The sequence below is a fragment of the Roseateles sp. P1_C6 genome, assembly GCF_056406315.1.
This window is the reverse complement of record NZ_JBFUAK010000018.1, coordinates 1-19641: the sequence shown is the minus strand read 5'-3', so window position 1 is coordinate 19641 and position 19641 is coordinate 1. Positions and strand designations below refer to the sequence as shown.

The window sequence follows — 19641 nt, the reverse complement described above, 5'->3', positions numbered from 1 at the left end:
CATTCCGTGATCTAGCGGCTTCACAGAATTCGCCCATGCCTGCACTTTCACGTGGGCATGGAGTTGGGAATGCAGATCAATTTTGCGCATCTTCGGCAGCCTGCGGTTGGCGGCGGCGATGTCAATTTCGCGGTGTTCGACGCGCGGTCGAGCAGCGGCACCACTAGCGCGAACGGCGAGCTACTGGCGCAGCTGACGGCACGGGCGCGCGCGAACAACCTGCGAGTCGACCAGTCGGCGCTGGCATTCAGTTCCGGTGGCCGGATCCAGTTCTTCGGCAGCAAGCACCTGGTGGAGTTCCTCTCCCGCAGTGGCTTGCCGCGCTGGACTCACACCCTCAACGTTTAAGGAGTACCCCGTGGCTAAGAACGCACCTGTTGGCGACAACGCTCGTCGTGGAGCTGTCCGCGACCGTTCGCAGACGCACAACCCCGTCACGGACACCTGGGTGAAGCGTGACACCGACACCGGCCGCTTCATGGACCAGAAGAAGGACGGCACCCCCTTCAAGGGCGTGCGCAAGGAGCACGGTAAGTAGGCCCGGCTTCCGGTGGGCTGGGCCAATAGGACGTAGCCCGCCGTACTCGGGTCGAGTTTGGTCGTCGGGTTTTGAACCCGTGTGACTGAGCCTTGCCGGAGCTGCTGAGCTTCCACCCGATGCCTTCCGGGTCCCGAAGGCGCGAATGAATCCATCGGAGATTGATCATGGCTGACCGCCAAGTTACCTGTATCACTAAGCCCAACGTCAACAGCGTCCATGAGCACATCACCCATCTGGGCAACATGGCTGCCCCTTGGTACTTGCCACGTGCGCAAGTGATCGCGGATATCGACAGCCGGACGCACACATACTTCGTCAAGGACTCCATCAACGGCAAGCGCGCGGACGTGGTCGTGGTTCGGGAGAACGGCAAGCTGCCGTACCTGCGCACCGTGGCAGACGGGCGCTACACAGACAACCTGCTGTCTTTGAACCAATGCCCCATCCGCTGATCACAGCGCAAGGTGTTGGTGTCTCCGCGCAGGTCCTAGTGGACGGCGCGGGGTCCTCGTAACAGAATGGTTACAAGGGGAGAGGCTGTGCAGAAACGAGGCTCAGGGCGTCTTTACGCCGCGACCGATTTGGTCAACTTTCTCGAGTGCGAGCACCTCACGTCGCTCGACTTGCAGAATCTGCATACCCCGATGAAACGGGCCGAGGCGGACGAATCAACCCAGCTCATCCAGCAGAAGGGCTATGAGCACGAGGGCGCCTATGTCCAGCACCTTCGCGACCAAGGGCTGAACGTCGTTGATATCGCCCAAGGTAACGATAGCCTGGAGGCTAAGGTGGCCGCCACGCTGGCGGCGATGCGCGCTGGTGTCGACGTCATTTTTCAGGCCACGCTGCTGCAAGGGGAGTTGGCCGGCTACGCAGACTTCCTTATCAAGGTCTCCCGGTCGTCTGCCTTGGGCGACTACAGCTACGAGGTCGCGGACACCAAGCTCTCGCGAAAGTCCAAGGCAAAGTTCCTGGTGCAGCTGTCCTTTTACTCCAAGCTGCTGGCCGTCGTGCAGGGCGTTGCCCCCATGTACATGCACGTCATCCTGGGAGACCGCTCCCAGAAGACCTATCGTTGCGCCGACTACGCCCACTACTTCGAGGCGCTGCTCGAGCGTTTTTTCGCTCGCATCGCTTCGGAAGGGAAGTCGACCTATCCGGATCCCTGCAACCACTGCGACCTGTGCGGGTGGATTGACCTTTGCAAGCAACGTTGGTTGGACGACGACCACCTCAACCAGGTCGCCAACATCGCGCGGGGACAAATCATCAAGCTTCGAGCCGCTGGCGTGGACACCATGGCCAAGCTCGGCGCGCTGGCCAAGGGGACGCCGATTCCCAAGATCCAGGCCGGCACGCTGGAGAAGCTGCGGCACCAGGCCTACCTGCAGGACAAAGCCCGGCAGACCGGCGAGGGAATCGTTGAACTGCTCCCGACTGCACCCGGCCGCGGCCTTCTGCGCATGCCCGAGCCGAACGCAGGGGACATGTTCTTCGACATGGAGGGAGACCCTCTAGAAGAGGGCGGACTGGAATACCTGTTTGGCCTGTACTTCTTCGCGGGCGGCAAGTGGGAGTTCAAGGGCTTCTGGGCCCACAGCCGCCAGGAAGAGTGCGTTGCCTTCGAAGCCTTTGTTGACTTCGTTGTGGCTCGCCTGAAGGCCTACCCGGGTGCTCACGTCTACCACTACGCCAAGTACGAGGAGACCGCCCTCAAGAAGCTGATGACGCTTCATGCTACGCGTGAGGCGGAAGTGGACAACTGGCTGCGCCGCGGCGTGCTTGTGGATCTCTACCAAGTTGTGCGTGAAGGCATCATGGTCTCGGAGCCCCGCTACTCCATCAAGAACATCGAGCACTTTTACCTTGAGGCCCGCGAGGGCGAGGTCACCAACGCCGGCGCCAGCATCGTCTGGTACGAGCGCTGGAAGGAAACCGGTGAGCAGGCGCTCCTGGACTCCATCGAGAAGTACAACGAGGACGATGTTCGCTCGACGCAGGAGCTTCGAGATTGGCTGCTGACGCTCCGGCCGAAGGATTTGCCATGGGCTGAGCCTCGCGTTCCAACCGGCAGCGCGGCTGGCAAGGCCTCGCCCTCAGAGCCGCTAACAGATGCCGAGGCTCGTCTCGTCCCGTATCGCCAAGCCTTGGTCGAGCCGCTACCCGAGGACCGGCTGACCTGGACCGCTGAACAGACTGCAAGGGAGCTGACCTATCAGCTCCTGGACTTCCACCGCCGGGCCGATAAGCCCGACTACTGGGCCATGTTCCAGCGCATGGAACTGGATGAGGATGACCTGCTTGAAGACCCGGAATGCCTGGCTGGCCTAGTTGCGGATCCCGCCTTCCCGCCGGAGGCGGTGAAGAAGTCCACGGTCTACACGTTCCTATACCCCGTCCAGGAGACGAAGCTGCGTGACGGCAGCAGCATCACGCGGGCCGATACTGGTGAAGGTCTGGATAGGCTGGAGATGGACGGCGAAGCGCGGCGGGTGCGCATCAAGTTTGGCCCGTCAAAGGAGCGTCCGCCCGAGCGCCTGAGCTTGGGGCCTGGCAGCCCTATCCAGACCAAGTCGATCCAAGACGCGCTCTTTCGCTTCGCCGACACGGTGATCGGCGACAGCCACAAGTACCCGGCACTCGAAAGCGTCCTGCGCCGCGACGTGCCGTCCATTGCCGGCAAACAGCCTGATGCGCCCATGATCGTCGGCAAGGCCACCGTTGAGGCCTGTACGGCCGTCGTGATGGGCATGCAGAACAGCTACTTGTTCGTCCAAGGACCGCCAGGCGCTGGGAAGACCTACACCGGTTCCCATGTGATCGTGGCGCTCCTCGCGGCTGGCAAGAAGGTCGGCATCACATCCAACTCCCACAGGCCCATCAACCACCTCTTGGACAAGGTTGTGGAGGTGGCCGCAAAGAAGGGCGTGTCGTTCAAGGGGGTCAAGAAGTCGTCCAAGGACGACGACTCTGCCTACCCTGGCGATGGCATTGAGAACGTCTATGACAACGACACGGTATTTTCCTGCGGCGCCCAGCTGGTCGCCGGCACTGCCTGGCTGTTCTCGAGGCCGGATGCTGACCAGTACCTCGACTATCTCTTCGTCGACGAAGCCGGCCAGGTGTCCTTGGCCAACCTGATTGCCGTGGGCACCAGCGCCCACAACTTGGTGCTGCTGGGCGACCAGATGCAGCTCTCGCAGCCAACCAAGGGCGTCCACCCAGGCCGCTCGGGCGACTCGTCCCTGGACTATCTTCTGGACGGCGTGGCCACGATCGCGCCGAACCGCGGCATCTTTCTGGAGACGACCTGGCGCATGCACCCGGCGGTCTGCAGCTTTATCTCGGACGCGGTCTACGATTCGCGCCTGGAGCCCGAGGCCAAGAACGAGAAGAGGGTGCTTGTTCTTCGGGATGACGCTCATGAGCTGCTCAAGCCAGCCGGGATCGTTTTCGCGCCGGTCGACCATGAAGGGTGTTCCCAGCAGAGTCCGGAGGAGGCAGCCCTCATCAAGCAGCTCTACGAAGACCTGCTGCGCCAAGGCTACACCGACGACGGCAGCGTCCACCCAATGACGCCGGAAAACATCCTCGTCGTGGCGCCCTACAACATGCAGGTCAACCTGCTGCGAGACACGCTGCCTGCAGACGCCCGCGTCGGGACTGTCGACAAGTTCCAGGGGCAGGAAGCCGAGGTCGTCCTCATCTCGATGACGACGTCGAGCGAGGCCGAGCTGCCGCGCTTCATGGAATTCTTGTTTAGCAAGAACCGCCTGAACGTCGCGGTGTCGCGGGCGAAGTGCTTGACGGTGCTTGTCGCAAATCCGGCTTTGATGACCATCAAGTGCTCTACGCCAGAGCAGATGGGCCTTGTGAATACCCTGTGCTGGATTGCGTCGGTGGGTGCCGCGAAATCCGTTTGATCGTGACCTCGAGACCCTCTTGCGGACTGAAAAGATGGCTGATGCTCAAGTGATTTTGTACGTTCTGGTGGCCTTGACCGGGCTGTCGTTCTTGGTAGGGATGGCGCTGCTGCTGCGCAAGCCGAAGCTGGAGATGCCCCCGGAGCTGAACGCGCGAATGTCTCTCTTGGAGCAGAACGTTCTTCGCGTCGTCGAAGGGCAGGGGAGGCTTGAAGGAGGTGCCCAGAGCGTTGAGCGAAGACTCCAGGCCTTCACGGAGGAGATGACCGCCGGCTTCGCCGCCTCGCGCAACGCGCTCGACGACCAGCTTGGGCGTACGCTGGAGGAGTCTCGCAACGGCCGCGTGGAGCTTCAAGCGGCCTTCCAGAAGTTCGAGGAACGGTTGGAGACTCGCATTGCCAGCTTTGAGCAGGCCCTGGGCCGCAAGCTGACCGAATTCCAGGAGGCGACGTCTCAGGGCCTTGAGGCCAGCCGGACTGCGGTCAACGAGCAGATGGCCAAAGCTCTTGAAGAGTCACGGAGTTCCCGCACCGAGCTGAAAGATGCGTTCGGCCAGTTTGAGGCGAAGGTTGAGCAGCGCCTGGCGAGCCTCGATGGCTCACTCACGGTGCGGTTCGAGGCCCTGCAGGCCGCCCTGTCTGCCAGGCTGCAAGAGTCCGGCCAGGCGCTGTTGACCCATCTTGGCCAGGCAAACCAAGAAGCCGCCGCTGGTCGAGCCGAAGCCACTCAGACGCTTGCTGCCTTCCGCGAAGAGCTTTCTGGCGTCTTGCGCACATTGGCGGACGAGACCGGTAAGTCTCGTCTGGCCGCTGCAGAGAACGCGACGGCCTTCGAAACGCGCATGCAAGAGCGTTTCGACGCGCTGAGCTTGGCGGCCCGCCAGACGCTGGAGTCTCTCAAAGCAGACGTTCTGGAGCAGCTGAAGACGATGTCGTCCGCGATGAAGGACCAGCTTGAGGGCAACGGAAGCCAAATGCGCAACCAGTTCTCGACGCTGCAGGAGTCTGTGAGCCAGAAGCTGCAGGCAGTATCGACGGCCAGCCAGCAAAGCTCCGAGCAGATGCGCGTCACGTTGAATGAGCGCCTGGCCGCCATCCAGGATGACAACGGTAAGAAGCTCGAGGAGATGCGTCGCACGGTGGATGAGAAGCTTCACGCCACTCTGGAGCAGCGCCTGGGCGACTCCTTCAAGTTGGTGGGTGAGCGCCTTGAGCAGGTGCACGCAGGCCTGGGCGAGATGAAGCAACTGGCCGGCAGCGTTGGCGACCTCAAGAAGGTGATGACCAATGTGCGGACGCGCGGGACCTGGGGCGAGGTGCAGCTGGGCGCCATCATCGAGAGCTTGTTCACTGCCGACCAGTTTCAGCGAAACCTCAAGACCGGCGGCAACAACAGCAACGAGATGGTGGAGTTCGCCGTCCGGATCCCGAGCGCCGCCGACGAGACGCCTGTTTGGCTGCCGATCGACTCGAAATACCCGGTGGAGCACTACGACAAGCTCCTCACCGCTCACGAGAGCGGTGACCGTGCCGTCATCCAACAAGCAACGACAGCCTTCGAGTCGTCGTTGAAGGCAGAGGCAAAGAAGATATCCACGAAGTACATCCGCCAGCCGCTGACCACGGACTTTGCCATCTTGTTCCTGCCCACAGAGGGGCTCTTTGCCGAAGCGATGCGCTTTCCAGGCCTTCAGGACCAACTGCACACGGACCTGCGTGTACTGGTGGCTGGCCCAACGACGCTTTCGGCGTTGCTGAACAGCGTTCGTATGGGCTTTCGCACGCTCGCTATCGAGAAGCGGTCGTCAGAGGTTTGGAAGGTTCTGGGCCTGGCCAAAGCTGAATTCAAGAAGTTTGGGGACATCGTCGACGCGACGAAGAGGTCCATCGACCAGGCTGCCAACAAGTTCGATGAGCTGGGCCGACGCACCCGCGCGATCGAGCGGGGGCTGAGTGACGTGCATGAGCTGCCCAGCCCGGGGTCGGCTGCGGCCCCGGCTTTGGAACTCGCCAGCGCTCAGCCCGCAGGAGATGGATCAGAAGCCGGGGCATGAGGTCGGCGGAGCTAAATCCGCAGCCTCGTCCTGCGGCGCCTAGGAATTGCTAGCTCGAGTTCCGGGCGCCTCGTCATCGAAAGGCGCTGTCGCCGACGTGTAGCTAGATGAAGAAATCCAACCGCCGGCCTCACCCCGCCGACGCGGCGGCCTTAGAAGCCGCGATCCCGCAGCCTAAACGTTTGACCGCACGCATTGAACACCCGGTCTAGTGGTCTTCTATACCTTGTCAGCAACATTTGGTTGCATGTATTGTGATGCTCTATACAGAGCTCACCGGTATGCCCGCCGAGAAGACCGTCGCCGTCAGTTTCCGCGTCTCACCATCCTTCAAGCAGCTGCTTGAAGCCGCGTCTGCGCGCGAGCGTCGATCGCAGACAAACATGCTTGAGACGCTGCTGTTCGACTACTGCGAACGCAACGGCATCACGGCGGCGCCGGATGAACACAACGACAAGGGAGAGAAGACCAAATGACCGCCGCGCTGCTGAGTCTCTTAGGGGAGATCCATCCTGTCCTGAGGAACTTGTCCGGGATTCCCCTTGCCATCTTCCTCATCGTCACGGCTCTGACGCTTGCCTTCCTCGTGGGCTACCTGGGCCAGGGTACGCGCGTGGGCCTTCAACTTTGGCTGGCTGTGCGACGCATTCGCAGGCTGCACTCAGCGAGCAAGCAGGTGAAGCCGGCTGACGTCCGTCAGCTGCTGAAGCACGAACCGCTCAAGCACCTCTGGGACGAGTACGACGACACCCTGCATGAACTCAAGAAGGCTGGCAACGGCTCGACCGCGCTGACCGAAGTCCGTGCCACGGTTCCTGCGGAGATGTTCTTCACACGCGACGTCCTTGTGGACAGCCGCCTGTTCGATGACTTCACGCGCCACCTTCCGGGCGTCCTGACAGGGCTGGGCATCATCGGGACCTTCGCAGGTCTGCTGGAAGGCCTGAGCAAGTTCGATGCGAGCAATACGGCCACCGCGGTTGCGGGATTAAAGCCACTGCTCGATGGAGTCGCTCACGCCTTCATCGCGTCAGCAATAGCCATCGGCTGTGCGATGTTCGTGACGTTCTTCAGCAGGTTCTTCCTGGCGATGTTCTATCGCTTGGTGGAAAAGCTCTGCCACGCGATTGATTCGCTTTACGAGACAGGGGCTGGCGAGGAATATCTGTCCCGTCTGGTCCACGCGTCCGAGAAATCTGAGGCGCATTCAGCGCAGCTCAAGCAAGCTTTGGTGGAGGACCTGACGCGGATGATGACCGACTTGGTCGAGCGTCAGATTCACGCGCAGGCCGAGAGCAGCCGCGCATTGGGCTCACAGATTGGTGACGCCATCACCGGCACGCTCGCCGGGCCGCTGAAGCAGATGACCGAGGCCATGGAGACGTCCAGCAAGGGCAATACCCAGGCGGTTTCGGGGATGCTTGAGAGCATGCTCGCGGGCTTTATGGCCAAGCTGGAAGACACCTTCGGCGGCCAGATGCGCGGTATCCACGACCAGATGGACCGGTCAGTGGGGATGATGACGACGGTCCAGGAGGCGCTGCAGAAGCTCGTCCAGGACATCAATAGCTCCAACGAGCAAGCCGCCAACCGCATGAGCGGCACTCTCGAGGACGCGATGAAACAGTCGGCGGCCAACCAACAGCAGCTGACCGACCAGATGCGCCAGTTCGTGGACGACTTTCGCAAGCTGGTTTCAGACGAGCAGACGAAGTCCAAGAAGACCATGGATGACGCGATCGCCAACCTGCTGCAAACCGTTGAGGCAACGGTGAAGAACTTGGAGACTTCGCGCGCGTCTGCCGCGACGCACGAGCAGAGCCGGAATGACGCCCTGGCTGATCGCACCCAGGCATTGGTTGGAGGCTTGACCGGTCAGGTTGATGAGCTGCTGAGAACGGTGCAGGAGCAGGTCACCAAGACTCAACAGAACATCGACGCTCTTGGAAACGTCACCACGCGGGCGATTGATGGGATGAACTCAGGCGCGCTGAACATGGGCACAGCTGCCCAGCGGTTCGAGACTGCCGGCGGCGCCGTCTCTGGCGTCTTTGACCGGTCTGTCAGGGTTGCCGAGCAGCTTTCAACGACTGCCGCGACGCTCCAGACCGCTGCTTCGGCCGTCAAGCAAGGCTTTGAGCAGTACGAGACGACTCGACGCACCGTGGACACGGGCGTTGCCTCACTGACGGCGCTGATTGAGAACGCGAAGAAGGAGGCCGGGCTCTCCCGCCAAATGCTCACCGACCTGGAGGGCATCGTCGTCCAGCTGAAGGCGGCGGAGAGCCAGAGCCTCCAGTACCTCGAAGGTGTCAACAAGACCCTGACGACGGCGTTCCAGAACTTTGGTACGCAGCTGACCGAGCAGGTGCGCAAGGCCGTCGGGGAGACCGACAGGCAACTGGGCGGTGGCGTGCAGCAGCTCACCGGCGTTGTCCAAGAGCTTGGCTCGGCGCTGTCACGGTTGAAGAAGGTCTAAGCGATGTTTGCCCGCATAGTCCTTAAGCGCAGCGGCAAAGTTGAAGGGGAGAGCCCCTTCTGGATTTCCTTCTCCGACTTGATGTCGGCCCTGATGGTGCTTTTCCTGCTGGTGATGGCGGTCACGCTCATCTCTGTCACCAAGGATGTCACGAGCGCTGAGCAGCGCAAGATCCAGCGCGAGAAGGACATCAAGGAGTTGATGTCGACGATTCGGGAGGAGTCGCGTGATTTCCCTGAAGTCAAAGTTAACGAGTCGACGTACCGGATCGACCTCGGGGACATCGTTCGCTTTGACAGTGGGCGGTCCGATATCCAAGGCTCAGGTGCTAAGTTCTTGCGCCGCTACGTGCCGGTCTTGTTGAAGGCCCAGGCCTCCGACCTTGGGGAGAAATGGATTCGGCGAATAGTCGTCGAAGGGTTTACTGACCAGGACGGGACCTACCTCTACAACCTGGGCTTGAGCCTGGATAGAAGTCGACGCGTCGTCTGCGTCTTGTACTCGCAGCCGGGCGCCGATGAAGTGGCCTTAAGCGACGGCCAGAAGCGCCAGATCCGCGACCTGTTCCTCGTAGGCGGCTACTCATTCAACTCCATGAAGGCGTCCAAGGACGCAAGCCGCCGGGTGGAGCTGAAGGTTGATTTTTGGGCGATGGACGAGGAGAAGGAAGCCACGCCAGACATGAACGCTAAGGAGTTCGGCCAGTGCTGAACGCACCAGCCCTGGACTCGCTCGCCAGGCAACTTGCCGGCGTGCTGGCGTCGTTCAATCTCCCGACCATTGCGTTCGGTCACCCCGAAATTGTGCAAAGGGCTGCTGCGGCGGCAGCTGAGGTTTTCCAAGGCTATACCAAGGCGCGGCCGTCCAAAGCCGACGGTTATGCCGCCGCGCTCGCGTTCATGCGAGGGCAGAGGCTGGATGAAATCCAGCTTCACGTAGTCGCGGGCGCCCTCACTGAGCGCGTCAAGGAGCAAAACAACGCCTGCGCTCTGGGCCACCGCAACTTCCCTGGGTTGCTGGACACATACGGAGGCGAGGCGGAAGCCGGTGAGCTCTGGCGCCTGACCTGGTTTGGGCTGCTGGGCTCCTACTTCTCGTTCAACCCTGCTCATGCCTCGGAGCCGGAGCAGGTGGGATGGGAAAGACTGCGCGCCTTCCTGCAACGCACTTGGCCGCTCATCGACCGTCAGAGCAGCTCGAAGGTCGTGCCGGACTGGGTCATGGTCCTGCGCGCCGACCCTGGCTTGGTCAGCGAAAAGGCCGCACACCGGTATGCCCTTGACTACCTGAACGGAGATGAAGTTGCCGTAGACAAGCTGTCTTCAGACCTGGCGATTCCCGAGTCGAGCTGGTTCTGGCACGCCCTTGTCCTGAGTGCAGTGGAACGATGCACAGAGCACTCAGACGACCGCTTCAAGGCGAGCATCCCCAAGCTACTTACGCTCATCAGCGAGCGGCCGGTTTATCGGGACGCGGCGCTCGAGTTGATGCTGACCAGGTATCAGCGCTGCACGGACGCTTCCGTTCACCCCCGCCTGCGTGACTATGTCTGCCGCAAGGACGTCTGGCGAAATCCCAAGCTGCGCGCAGCAGGTCTTGCTACCGCTTGGAACCGTGTCAGCGACGACGTCTGGCGCATGGTCCTTCAGTGGGTGAACAAGGCCAACCTGAAGGACTTCTTCGAGGTGCTCGCGGCTCGCCGGCAAGCTGACGAAGGGCGCCTCGAGTTCTGGAGCCAGTACATGGAGCAGATCGCCTGGACTCGGCTCATCTTCAGCTCCCAGACTCGAAGCTTGGCGTTCAGCAACGAAGGTATCCGAAACCTCATCGCGCGGGAGGAGGACTCCTACGCGACGATGAGCTCCAACGCCGACGTCGATGCCTTCATGATGCAACTGGGCGAGTACTTGGTTGTGGAGTTCAGCAAGGTGCCCAACGCTGCCTACGTCTACAAGGCAAACGAGCTGCCATTCGAGCCCTACAGCCGCGAGTACACAGGGACGGGAGAAGACCTTAAGCACGGCTACCGCCACAAGTGCGCTGCTCGATTGATGCACATGCACAACTGGCAAGACACCGCTCGCTACGAGCTCCAGAAACTAGGCATCTACCCGGACGAGCCTGCGAGACAGCAAGCTCGGCGCGTGGCCAGGGCTCCTGATAGGAATGCCGCTCCAGACAGGCCGGCAGCCACCAGCCTGGACGCCCCTGTATCGGACGGAGCACCCAGCGGGGCGCTCTTCGACATGAAGTCTTTGCGTGAGCTGGTGGCCGAATATCCGCAGGCGCGGATCGTCGACCGCCGCAGTGGCCCGGGCATTGGCCGCTTGTGGGTTGAAGATCCGTTGCAGCATGCAAAGCTGGAGCGTCGTTTGAAGGCATGGGACTTTCGCTGGGCTGAGGCACGGTCCGCCTTCTATTTCGTGGAGCGTTGATGAGCCTCTTTGACTTCATTCGGCAGCGATTCGGTGCCTCACCTGAGGACTCGCGTGTCTTGGTCCGCGAATGGACCGACGCCGGCGTTGCCGTTCGGTTCGCAACCCCTCTATCGGAGCCCAGCGTTGACGCACTGCTCTCGACCACGGACAAGGCCTCCGCAGAAGAGACCTTTCTAGCCGCGTATCTCGCACAGCTCGTCATCGAAGAACGCGCGGCACTCAGCACCTCGAGCGTGACTCTGCCGTGGCCGTTGGTCTACGAGCTTCTGAACTCGACGGAGCACTCCGGCGCCGTCCTTGCGCTTGACCTGCCGCCCGCCGTGGCCGTGCATCCCATCCTGGACTCTCGCGACAGCCTCGCAGACAAGACGTTCGACGTAGTGGTCGACGGCTGGGTGTTGGAAGGCCAGGAGGCGGATGTGTCGCGGGTTGCCGGTGCCGTTGCATCAGTGAACGGGCAGGAGATGCTTCTGCCGCAGCCATGCTGGCAGCTTCAGGACGCCGTGCGCCGGTTTTCGGGCCGTGCAGCCGACCAGCGCAGCCAGCACGCGAACGAACTCGGCTGGGGAGAGATGCGTGCCTTCGCTGATCATGCGGGAGCGCTCTACCGCGGGCCCTACCTTGAGACCACCTACGTCCTTACCCCGCAGACGCTACGCATGCCGCTTCGCAAGGAGGAGACTGCATTTGGCCGTGTCCTGACTGTGGAGCCAACCTTTGACGGGGCGCCTTCCGGTTGGCTGAAGGCCTTCGATGGCTTCAATTCCGTGCAGCCGCACTACGACCTGACCCCGCGAGATGGTGGGCACATCCGCGTGGTGATCTCAGAGCCGGTGCGCCAGGTCCTCCAGGTTGTGAAGCGCGAGATGCCCGGCCGGAAGGTTGCGGGCAGTAAGGCGGAGCGCTTCGTTCACAACCCGTGGGCGTTCCTTGGCGAAGCGGCGCATCAGGTGTTGAGAGAGGACGACTTCACACAAGACAAGGCCGGCGCCGGGGCGCTCGCCGCCGTTTTCTCGGTGACGCCTCGCACGCAGGATGGTCGGATCGAGCGCGTGGACCTCATCGTCACGGAGCACTTCTATGGAGGAAGTGCAAGCACCAAGACAACGGCATTTGGTGGCCCGGATGAACTCGGCGTATTTCTACAGGCTCTAGAGGCTGCGTTGCAGCAAGAGCGGGCCGTGCTCCCTTGGAACGAGTATGACCTGACGATGGATGGCGATTCGACGGTTCAGCTGGAGCACGGGCGCTACGTTGAGCATCTCTGGCGCGTCCAGCCGGCAACCAAGATTTCCTTTGAGGACATCTACGAGCTTGAGGGCTACAGCGGGCGGATTGAAGGTATCGGCGTCGCCAAGGCGCTTTACGTTCCGCTCATCCAGAAGCCCTCGACGGAAGACGAAGGAAAGCCTGGCTGGATACCCCGGGATCTGACGCCCATGGTCAAGGTCACGCTGGCGGGGCACGAAGGCCAGGTCGTCATTCCGCTGAGCAAGGAGTGGGTAGACGAGTTCGATGAACAGGTCAGAGAAGCAGAAAGCACTGGTGCGAGCGAGGTCATCAATAGCTCGCTGCCCACGTCAGTGGAAACCGGCCAGGCGAGGAATCTCGTCGACAGTTTCCGCACGATGCTCGGCGCTGAGGAGAGGGTAAAGCCAGATAGGCCAGGCAAGCCGCGTCCGGAGCGACCGAAGAAAGAAACGCTGCTCGTAAAGCTGAACTTCTTTGGCGTTGACTACTTCGAAGGGCGCAAGCAGAACTTGGCCCTGCCGAGCGACGCGAAAGCGGAGTTGCCAAATGCCCTACGGCCAAGCGTCAAGCTTAGGAAGCACCAGTACAACGGCATCGCATGGTTCCAGCATCTGGTGTCGCGTGCTCCGGCGGACTGCCGAGGGGCGTTGCTCGCGGATGACATGGGCCTGGGAAAGACTGTTCAGCTTCTCACCGTGCTCGGCTGGTACTACGAGAAGTTTGCGAACGCCGCTCCATCCGTCATCTTGGCGCCAAAAAGCCTGGTTGAGAACTGGGCCGCTGAGACCAAGAAGTTCTTCAACGACTCCTACCCTGAAGTGCTCGTCCTCTATGGGAACGAGCTCAAGTCTCGCAAGCAGCCACTGGGCTTGATTGACGAGCAGCTGCAGGGTAGGGGTGTCACCGAGCTGCTGAAGCCTAACTGGGTCGGTGAGGCAAAGGTCATCGTGACAACTTACGACGTCCTCACCAGCTACGAGTTCTCTCTTGCTCGACAGCCGTTCGCTTTCGTGATCTGTGACGAGGCTCAGCGCATCAAGACTCCAGGAACCCAGGTTACTTTGGCAGCAAAGGCGTTGAAGGCAGATTTCCGTATCGCCTGCACGGGAACACCGGTTGAAAACACTCTGGCGGATCTGTGGTGCCTCTTTGACTTCGTCCAGCCAGGCTTGCTTGGTGGGTTGGAGGATTTCGGCCGCACGTATCGCAGGCCCATCGAGTGCGCCACCGATGAGCAAAAAGCAACCCTCAAGCATCTGCAGGATGTGATCGCTCCGCAGACTTTGCGACGCACCAAGCTCGACATCTGCGATGAGCTGAAGAACAAGTACTTTGCGCACCGAGGTGTGAACGACGCGACGATGCGTTTTGCGGAGATCCTCGCGCCGACGGAGCGGTTGGAGGTGCGCATGTCCCCGCACCAGAGTCTGCTCTACCTTGGCGGCCTCAAGAAGCTTCAGGATGCCAGCACCGAACAAGACGCTCGCAAGCGAGCGCGCCTGTCATTCGGTGCGCTGCATCTGATGAAGGCGGTCTGTGCTGAGCCGTACTGCCTGCCTGGGTTGAAATTCTTACCGGACAAGGCTGGTCACGACGCGCATTTCCTGAACTCTCCAAAGCTTGCCTGGCTGTTTGCCGAGCTGGAACGCATCAAGGCGGCCGGTGAGAAAGCCATCGTCTTCACGGAGGTGAGAGAGGTGCAGGCGGCGCTGTACTACTTCATGCGGGAGGTCTACGGGCTCAGGCCGCACATCATCAACGGTGACTCGCAGAACCGACACGCCTACATCGAGCGCTTTTCGGCGACTCAGGGTTTCAACGTCATCATTCTGTCGACGCTGGCGGCCGGCGCGGGGCTGAACGTCACGGCCGCGAACCACGTCTTTCACTTCACGCGAGCGTGGAACCCGGCGAAGGAGAACCAGGCTACTGATCGTGCCTACCGCATCGGCCAAGAAAAGGACGTCTTTGTCTACTGCCCGATCGTCGTATCGGACGACTACGCGACGTTCGACCTTCGACTTGACGATTTGCTTCGGCGCAAAGGTGGCCTGGCGGACGCAACGATTGGCGGCTCTGCGATGGAGTCCATGCTCAACGGCGTGGGCCGAGATGTCCCGTTCGCTGACCTCGTCCGAGATGGCCCTGTGGGAGAGCGCACAGCAAAGCGCTTCTACACCTTGGACGACGTTGACCGACTGGACGGGTTCCAGTTTGAGATCCTCTGCAAATTGTTGTGGTCAAAGGCCGGTTATGCAGCTCAGCTGACGCCAAAGCACGGTGGAGATGGCGGCGTCGACATCATTGCCTTCAAGGGCAGGGAAGGTGAGCTCTTGCAGTGCAAGTGCAGCATCAATCCTCAGGTCGGTTCGGACGGGGTGGAAGAGGTCCTTGCCGGTGCAGCCCTCTATCAGGCGAGGTTCCCGGGTACGAAATTCAGAAAGCTGGCTGTGACCAACCAGCGCTTCACCAGGGGTGCACGCGAGAGGGCGGAGGCGAACAATGTGACGTTGGTCGAGCGTGCGCAGTTCGAGGAGCTGTTGGCTCGGCATCCCACACACAACCATGAGTTGGAGGAAGAGGTGGGAGAGTCTGTCGTTTTGCTCAGTGAGGTGGCTTAGCCTTATGCCCTCCTGTGCCGGCGCTACGCAGCGAGCGCCCCTACGATGAGTGGCCCAGGGCGGCTGCAGCAGACGTTCAGCGCTTGGGCAACTACTATCCCGCATGAAGGGGAGGGCGAACATGGGCCGAGACCATGACGACAACGGCGGCTCCGTCGCGATGTACTGGGATTTTGAGAATCTGCATGCAGGCCTCATTGATGCCAAGTATGGCGACGGGACCTACGCCAAGCAGGACAACCGCTTTAGGCCGCAGGAACCATTGATTGACGTTCAAGCCCTCGTTGAGCTGAGCGCGTCCTTCGGGCCAGTTGCTATCAATCGAGCGTACGGGAACTGGCAGTTCTTTGGTCGGTATCGAGATGCGTTGCTGCAGAGTGCAGTTGAGCTCATCCAACTCTTTCCGCCAGGCGCAGCCGCAAAGAATGGCGCTGACATCAAGCTGTGCCTTGACGCCACCGAGGACATCGGGCGCTTTGCTCACATTCGCACGGTCATCGTCATCGGCGGCGACAGTGATTTCATGCCAGTTGCCCAGAAAATTAAGGCGGCTGGTCGCACCTTGATTGGCATCGGCAACCGCAAGAGCACCAACCGACATTGGGCTAAGAGCTGCAATGAGTTTCGCTACTACGACGCGCTCATTGCGCCGCCTCCGCCCGAGGATGTGATGCCGGTTGGTGAAGCTGCAGTTGCGCCGGCAGCGCCGGCAAATCCTGCCGCTGACATGCTGCGCAGGGCAGTGCGCCTGCTGTCCGAGTCCAAAGGCGAGCCCTGGGTAAACAAGGCCGCGACGTGGCACATGATCAAGCGTCTGGACTCGACGTTTGATACCAAGGACCACGGATACGCCAACTTTGCCGAGATGGTGAAGGCGATGGATGTGGTCGTTGAAGTGAAGAAGGGCGACAACGACCACGTTTTGCGGCTACGGTAAATAGCCATCACGATGCAACTCCCTATGCAGCAAATACTTGAGATAGACAACCAGCTGACTGTCCTGTTCGCAGGTTTCGAGAAGATTGCAGCAGAACTGGACATGCCGCTGATTTGTCCGCTGTCCGACGAGACCACAATTGCCCAACACAATTACCCTGGCCTGTATCGGATCGACGTCTCTACCGCTGGCGGACCAACGGAACTCTCGGCTTGGGTCAATGCTCTTCGCGAAGAATGGGAGCACGAAGACTTCAAGAAGAGCTTCACTCCGAATCTGAAAAAGAAGCGCATCGCGCAGCACCGTACGTTGCCGGATTGGATGCCGCTGTACCTGGGGAAGTCAAAGAAGGTTGGCGCCCGCGTCTTAGAGCACATCAACCTCGAGCTGAACAAAACTACCTTCGCGTTGAAGTTGAAGGCTCGCCCCGCTATGGCATCCAGAAGCTTCCGACTTCATACGTTCCAGCTGCCTGTCAAGAATTACGACCTAATCGCTCCGACGCTAGAGACTGCGCTGCGCAACAGATTCCATCCCCTGATTGGCAAGCAGTGATGCCCACAACTTTGAGGTGTAGAGCTCTTTGGTGAACGCTAAATCGCGCCACACGGCAGCTGCTCAAAGTGGACAGGCCTTTACGCAGCGGTCGCAACCGTGGCTGTTTTTGCCAACTACGCAAGTTCGTCCACTTGAACGAGTACGCGCGACAGCCAGATCCGGCTCGTCATCATCTAACTGGTCGAGGTCAATCACGCGAGCCGCCACACGCGCCGCGGCAACCGCCTCGATCGTGGACTCCAAGCTTGGAATACCGCCGGTGTGCTCCTCTCTCGTGACCGCCGCGAGAATGTGGGCGCATCCCTCCAGCCCGAGAAGCGTGGCACCTATAGCACTGGAGATGTGGTCCTGACCGATGGCGGTGTCAGTTGGTATCGGGCCCAACGGCATGATCGGGAAGCCGGTGGCGCGCAACGGGACAGCGATCCGCTTGATGTCCTTTGGTCGTGCATGACCGGGCGACTCGATGATCACGCCTACTCCTTGACTGCTGATCTCGCGCGCGAGTTGCGCCTGTGCGTCAATTTCTGCGAGCTGAGCCCTGTCCCCGGAATCAAAGATGTTCGCTGATCTGTAGGCGGCACCCAGACTTAACACCGTACCGTTTCGCTTGGCGTGCGCCACGAGTTGAGGAAGGATCTGGAGGTATACGTTCTCCTCTTTCCAGCCTCGACTCTCCGCGTCTGAGATAACCAGTCCTCCGCCGCGCGATGTGCAGGGGACAAGCCGTCTGGCAGCCAGTTCCTGATTCTTCCTGCTCGGTGTCGGATGAATCGTAAGGAGGCCCACTCCACCTTCCATCTGTTCGATGGCGACGTCGAGCAGTTCGCTGGGATCGATTCGCCCGTCGGCGGTTTGCGACACGCTGTAGATAGGCAGGCAAGCGGCAGCGGCGGGCGTCTCCTGCAACACGCGTCGCCACAGCGGCGACCCCGCTTCAGGCTGAACAAGGCTCAAGTCGCTGATGATTTCCGGTCCATCGGGCAATGCGGCGAGCGCATAGATCTTCCTCGCCTGCTCGTCGATCTGCCTTGGATGGCTGGCCCCAACAAGCGCCATGACCAAAGTGCGGCACCCGGGGCCGGCACTGAACGAACGCGACGGGGCGGAAATGTGAACGATGCGCCTATCGCTCATTGCGCAATCATCCTCTGAACGCACGCGACGACATCTTCTGGAGTGACGCAGTGGCTGCGCGCTCTGGCTACATAGGCCGGGTCGGCCGCTTCAAGCGCTGCGCTAATCCGCGGGTCCTCCAACATGCGCGAGGGCAGATCACCTTTTTGCTCAGGAACCGGGAGGAGCAAGCATCCGACATCCTTCGCGAGTTGCACTTCGGCCTCCGTACCCATGCCACCCGGGTACACGATGACAACTTGTGCAGCCCTCATCAGCGGAGCGCGCCACTCCCGAAGCGCCGGCAGAAGCTTCGCGTCGTTCGAGAAGCTGGGATTTGCCGCATACGGGTTCGAGAACAGCCGCAAGCGGTGAAGGATGTCGACCCGGTTGCGCAAGCATGTCTCCATGTATGCCGACGTCACATCTCTACCGGTGCCTGTCGACTGGCCATCGAGAAGGACCAGCCCCTCTACTTCGGCTAGCCTCGCGCCAACGGATCTAGGATGGCTCGCCGCGGCAGTGCTGTCTCGCTCATGCGATCCGGTCACAAAGACAGTCTGGCCCCTTGAGCGGAGCGCAATCCCTTGCAGGATTTGCTCCAGCTCCGAGAACTCATCGATCTGACATGCGGCGATGCCTACGCGGGATAGATCGTTCAGCCAGAGGTCTTGGCGCGCCTGCTTCGCAGCAATCTCCGCTTTCGCGCCTTGCTTTACCCGTCGAAGGACGATGTAGTGCTGGCGGAGAGCTTGCTTTCCCAGCCTGCGCGCCTCCACCACGATGTTCCGAATATTGCTGTCGGCGTAGGAATAGCCGATGAAGAGAAACTGCCGGTCGATAAGATCCTGTCTGAGTCGATGAGCGGTCGCAGGTCGTTGCTCGAAGAAGTCTTCGTAGTCTTCCTGTGTGACAACTAAGTCGTTGGCGTTGGACTGCTCAATGCAGCCGTGCATCTTGACCACCTCGATGTCCGGAGTCCTTCCACCGCGTGAGATAGCTTCGTCGGAAGCACGCACCGTTACCTTGAACTGGGATCGAAATGCCTCCTCAATCAGGGTGTCGTAGTTGGTGGTCCAAACGCACTTGACGTTGGTCTTGGCCAAGATGGCGTGATACGCGTTTTGAGCGTAGGTTTTCTGCAGCACATCGCGAAAATGGGCGATAAGCGGAGCCCGATTGTTGGTTCGATTGACGATGTGCTGGGCGATCAACGGGAGGTCGTCGTCGGGACTCAGCTGGATGCTCAGCCGTGTTTCGGCCATGTCCCGGAGTAGGTCAGCCCATCCTGGCACGCCAGAGGGGGTCGATATCCCCGACCCAACGAACATAGCCCCGCGGCCATCGACCAGAGCCTTAGAAAACTCGTTAATCACATCTCGAGATTGCAGCACGTCGGCCCTTCTAGATCGTTCTTGATGCACTCTTTTTCGCAGTGCGGAGGAGTCAAGCCCAACGACATCCGGCTCGCTATATTGAACCGCCCCGGCAATCGCGGAGGCCTATTGGTTTAAGTCAGACGGTCGCGGCCTGACCAGCGCGTTGTCGATGGTAGTTGGCCTCGAACTCGGCCGGCGGGATGTAGCCCAGCGGCTCCATCAATCGGTGGTGGTTGAACCAGGCCACCCATTCCAGCGTGGCCAGCTCCACCGCCTGCTTGGTCTTCCACGGCCCGCGCCGATGGATCACCTCGGCCTTGTAGAGGCCGTTGATGGTCTCGGCCA

Annotated in this window: 15 protein-coding genes; 12 read left to right on the top strand and 3 right to left on the bottom strand. The window is 60.7% G+C overall.

All coding sequences use genetic code 11. The annotated features are described in order from the left end of the window. The first annotated feature begins 69 nt into the window (after positions 1-69). From AC1D29_RS28865 to AC1D29_RS28810, 12 genes are all read left to right on the top strand, one after another. On the top strand, positions 70-348 hold the full coding sequence (locus AC1D29_RS28865) for a hypothetical protein (RefSeq protein ID WP_477904105.1): 279 nt from the start codon (positions 70-72) through the stop codon (positions 346-348). A gap of 10 nt (positions 349-358) precedes the next feature. Then, positions 359-538 (top strand): hypothetical protein, encoded by a 180-nt coding sequence (locus tag AC1D29_RS28860; protein ID WP_298210772.1) that lies wholly within the window; start codon positions 359-361, stop codon positions 536-538. 167 nt (positions 539-705) lie between these two features. After that, positions 706-993, top strand: a complete 288-nt coding sequence (locus tag AC1D29_RS28855; protein WP_477904103.1) for a DUF3892 domain-containing protein — start codon at positions 706-708, stop codon at positions 991-993. An 87-nt stretch (positions 994-1080) separates the two neighbouring features. After that, positions 1081-4464, top strand: a complete 3384-nt coding sequence (locus tag AC1D29_RS28850) for a TM0106 family RecB-like putative nuclease (RefSeq protein WP_477904101.1) — start codon at positions 1081-1083, stop codon at positions 4462-4464. A gap of 34 nt (positions 4465-4498) precedes the next feature. After that, positions 4499-6517, top strand: coding sequence for a DNA recombination protein RmuC (locus AC1D29_RS28845; RefSeq protein WP_477904099.1), 2019 nt, complete (start codon positions 4499-4501; stop codon positions 6515-6517). Positions 6518-6774: 257 nt separating this feature from the next. Next, positions 6775-6993, top strand: coding sequence for a hypothetical protein (locus AC1D29_RS28840; RefSeq protein ID WP_477904097.1), 219 nt, complete (start codon positions 6775-6777; stop codon positions 6991-6993). After that, entirely contained in the window at positions 6990-8996 is a 2007-nt protein-coding gene (gene zorA, locus AC1D29_RS28835; protein WP_477904095.1) for an anti-phage ZorAB system protein ZorA, read from the top strand. The genes AC1D29_RS28840 and zorA overlap by 4 nt, the downstream gene beginning before the upstream one ends. Positions 8997-8999: 3 nt before the next feature. Then, on the top strand, positions 9000-9707 hold the full coding sequence (locus AC1D29_RS28830) for a hypothetical protein (protein WP_477904093.1): 708 nt from the start codon (positions 9000-9002) through the stop codon (positions 9705-9707). Further along, positions 9701-11431 (top strand): EH signature domain-containing protein, encoded by a 1731-nt coding sequence (locus AC1D29_RS28825; RefSeq protein ID WP_477904091.1) that lies wholly within the window; start codon positions 9701-9703, stop codon positions 11429-11431. Before AC1D29_RS28830 ends, AC1D29_RS28825 begins: the two co-directional genes overlap by 7 nt. After that, positions 11431-15306 carry an SNF2-related protein gene (locus AC1D29_RS28820; RefSeq protein WP_477904089.1) on the top strand — a complete coding sequence of 1292 codons (3876 nt, stop codon included), beginning with the start codon at positions 11431-11433 and terminating at the stop codon, positions 15304-15306. The genes AC1D29_RS28825 and AC1D29_RS28820 overlap by 1 nt, the downstream gene beginning before the upstream one ends. A gap of 121 nt (positions 15307-15427) precedes the next feature. Then, positions 15428-16243, top strand: coding sequence for an NYN domain-containing protein (locus AC1D29_RS28815; protein ID WP_477904087.1), 816 nt, complete (start codon positions 15428-15430; stop codon positions 16241-16243). 12 nt (positions 16244-16255) lie between these two features. After that, a complete protein-coding gene (locus AC1D29_RS28810; RefSeq protein ID WP_477904085.1) occupies positions 16256-16798 on the top strand; it encodes a hypothetical protein in 543 nt (180 codons plus the stop codon). Positions 16799-16861: 63 nt separating this feature from the next. Here AC1D29_RS28810 and AC1D29_RS28805 read toward each other — a convergent pair whose 3' ends face one another. From AC1D29_RS28805 to AC1D29_RS28795, 3 genes are all read right to left on the bottom strand, one after another. Then, positions 16862-17938 (bottom strand): phosphomethylpyrimidine synthase ThiC, encoded by a 1077-nt coding sequence (locus AC1D29_RS28805; RefSeq protein WP_477904083.1) that lies wholly within the window; start codon positions 17936-17938, stop codon positions 16862-16864. Then, positions 17935-19182, bottom strand: a complete 1248-nt coding sequence (locus tag AC1D29_RS28800; protein ID WP_477904081.1) for an SIR2 family protein — start codon at positions 19180-19182, stop codon at positions 17935-17937. Before AC1D29_RS28800 ends, AC1D29_RS28805 begins: the two co-directional genes overlap by 4 nt. Before the next feature lie 250 nt (positions 19183-19432). Beyond that, positions 19433-19641 (bottom strand): IS3 family transposase (locus AC1D29_RS28795; RefSeq protein WP_477895183.1); only part of this gene is annotated, 209 nt, incomplete at its 5' end.

Excerpts from the sequence above, each read along its gene's own strand:
- zorA (WP_477904095.1), top strand. The coding sequence starts at position 6,990 with ATGACCGCCGCGCTGCTGAGTCTCTTAGGGGAGATCCATCCTGTCCTG.
- AC1D29_RS28830 (WP_477904093.1), top strand. The coding sequence starts at position 9,000 with ATGTTTGCCCGCATAGTCCTTAAGCGCAGCGGCAAAGTTGAAGGGGAG.
- AC1D29_RS28800 (WP_477904081.1), bottom strand. The coding sequence starts at position 19,182 with ATGGCCGAAACACGGCTGAGCATCCAGCTGAGTCCCGACGACGACCTC.
- AC1D29_RS28810 (WP_477904085.1), top strand. The coding sequence starts at position 16,256 with ATGCAACTCCCTATGCAGCAAATACTTGAGATAGACAACCAGCTGACT.
- AC1D29_RS28845 (WP_477904099.1), top strand. The coding sequence starts at position 4,499 with ATGGCTGATGCTCAAGTGATTTTGTACGTTCTGGTGGCCTTGACCGGG.
- AC1D29_RS28815 (WP_477904087.1), top strand. The coding sequence starts at position 15,428 with ATGGGCCGAGACCATGACGACAACGGCGGCTCCGTCGCGATGTACTGG.
- AC1D29_RS28840 (WP_477904097.1), top strand. The coding sequence starts at position 6,775 with ATGCTCTATACAGAGCTCACCGGTATGCCCGCCGAGAAGACCGTCGCC.
- AC1D29_RS28820 (WP_477904089.1), top strand. The coding sequence starts at position 11,431 with ATGAGCCTCTTTGACTTCATTCGGCAGCGATTCGGTGCCTCACCTGAG.
- AC1D29_RS28805 (WP_477904083.1), bottom strand. The coding sequence starts at position 17,938 with ATGAGCGATAGGCGCATCGTTCACATTTCCGCCCCGTCGCGTTCGTTC.
- AC1D29_RS28865 (WP_477904105.1), top strand. The coding sequence starts at position 70 with ATGCAGATCAATTTTGCGCATCTTCGGCAGCCTGCGGTTGGCGGCGGC.
- AC1D29_RS28855 (WP_477904103.1), top strand. The coding sequence starts at position 706 with ATGGCTGACCGCCAAGTTACCTGTATCACTAAGCCCAACGTCAACAGC.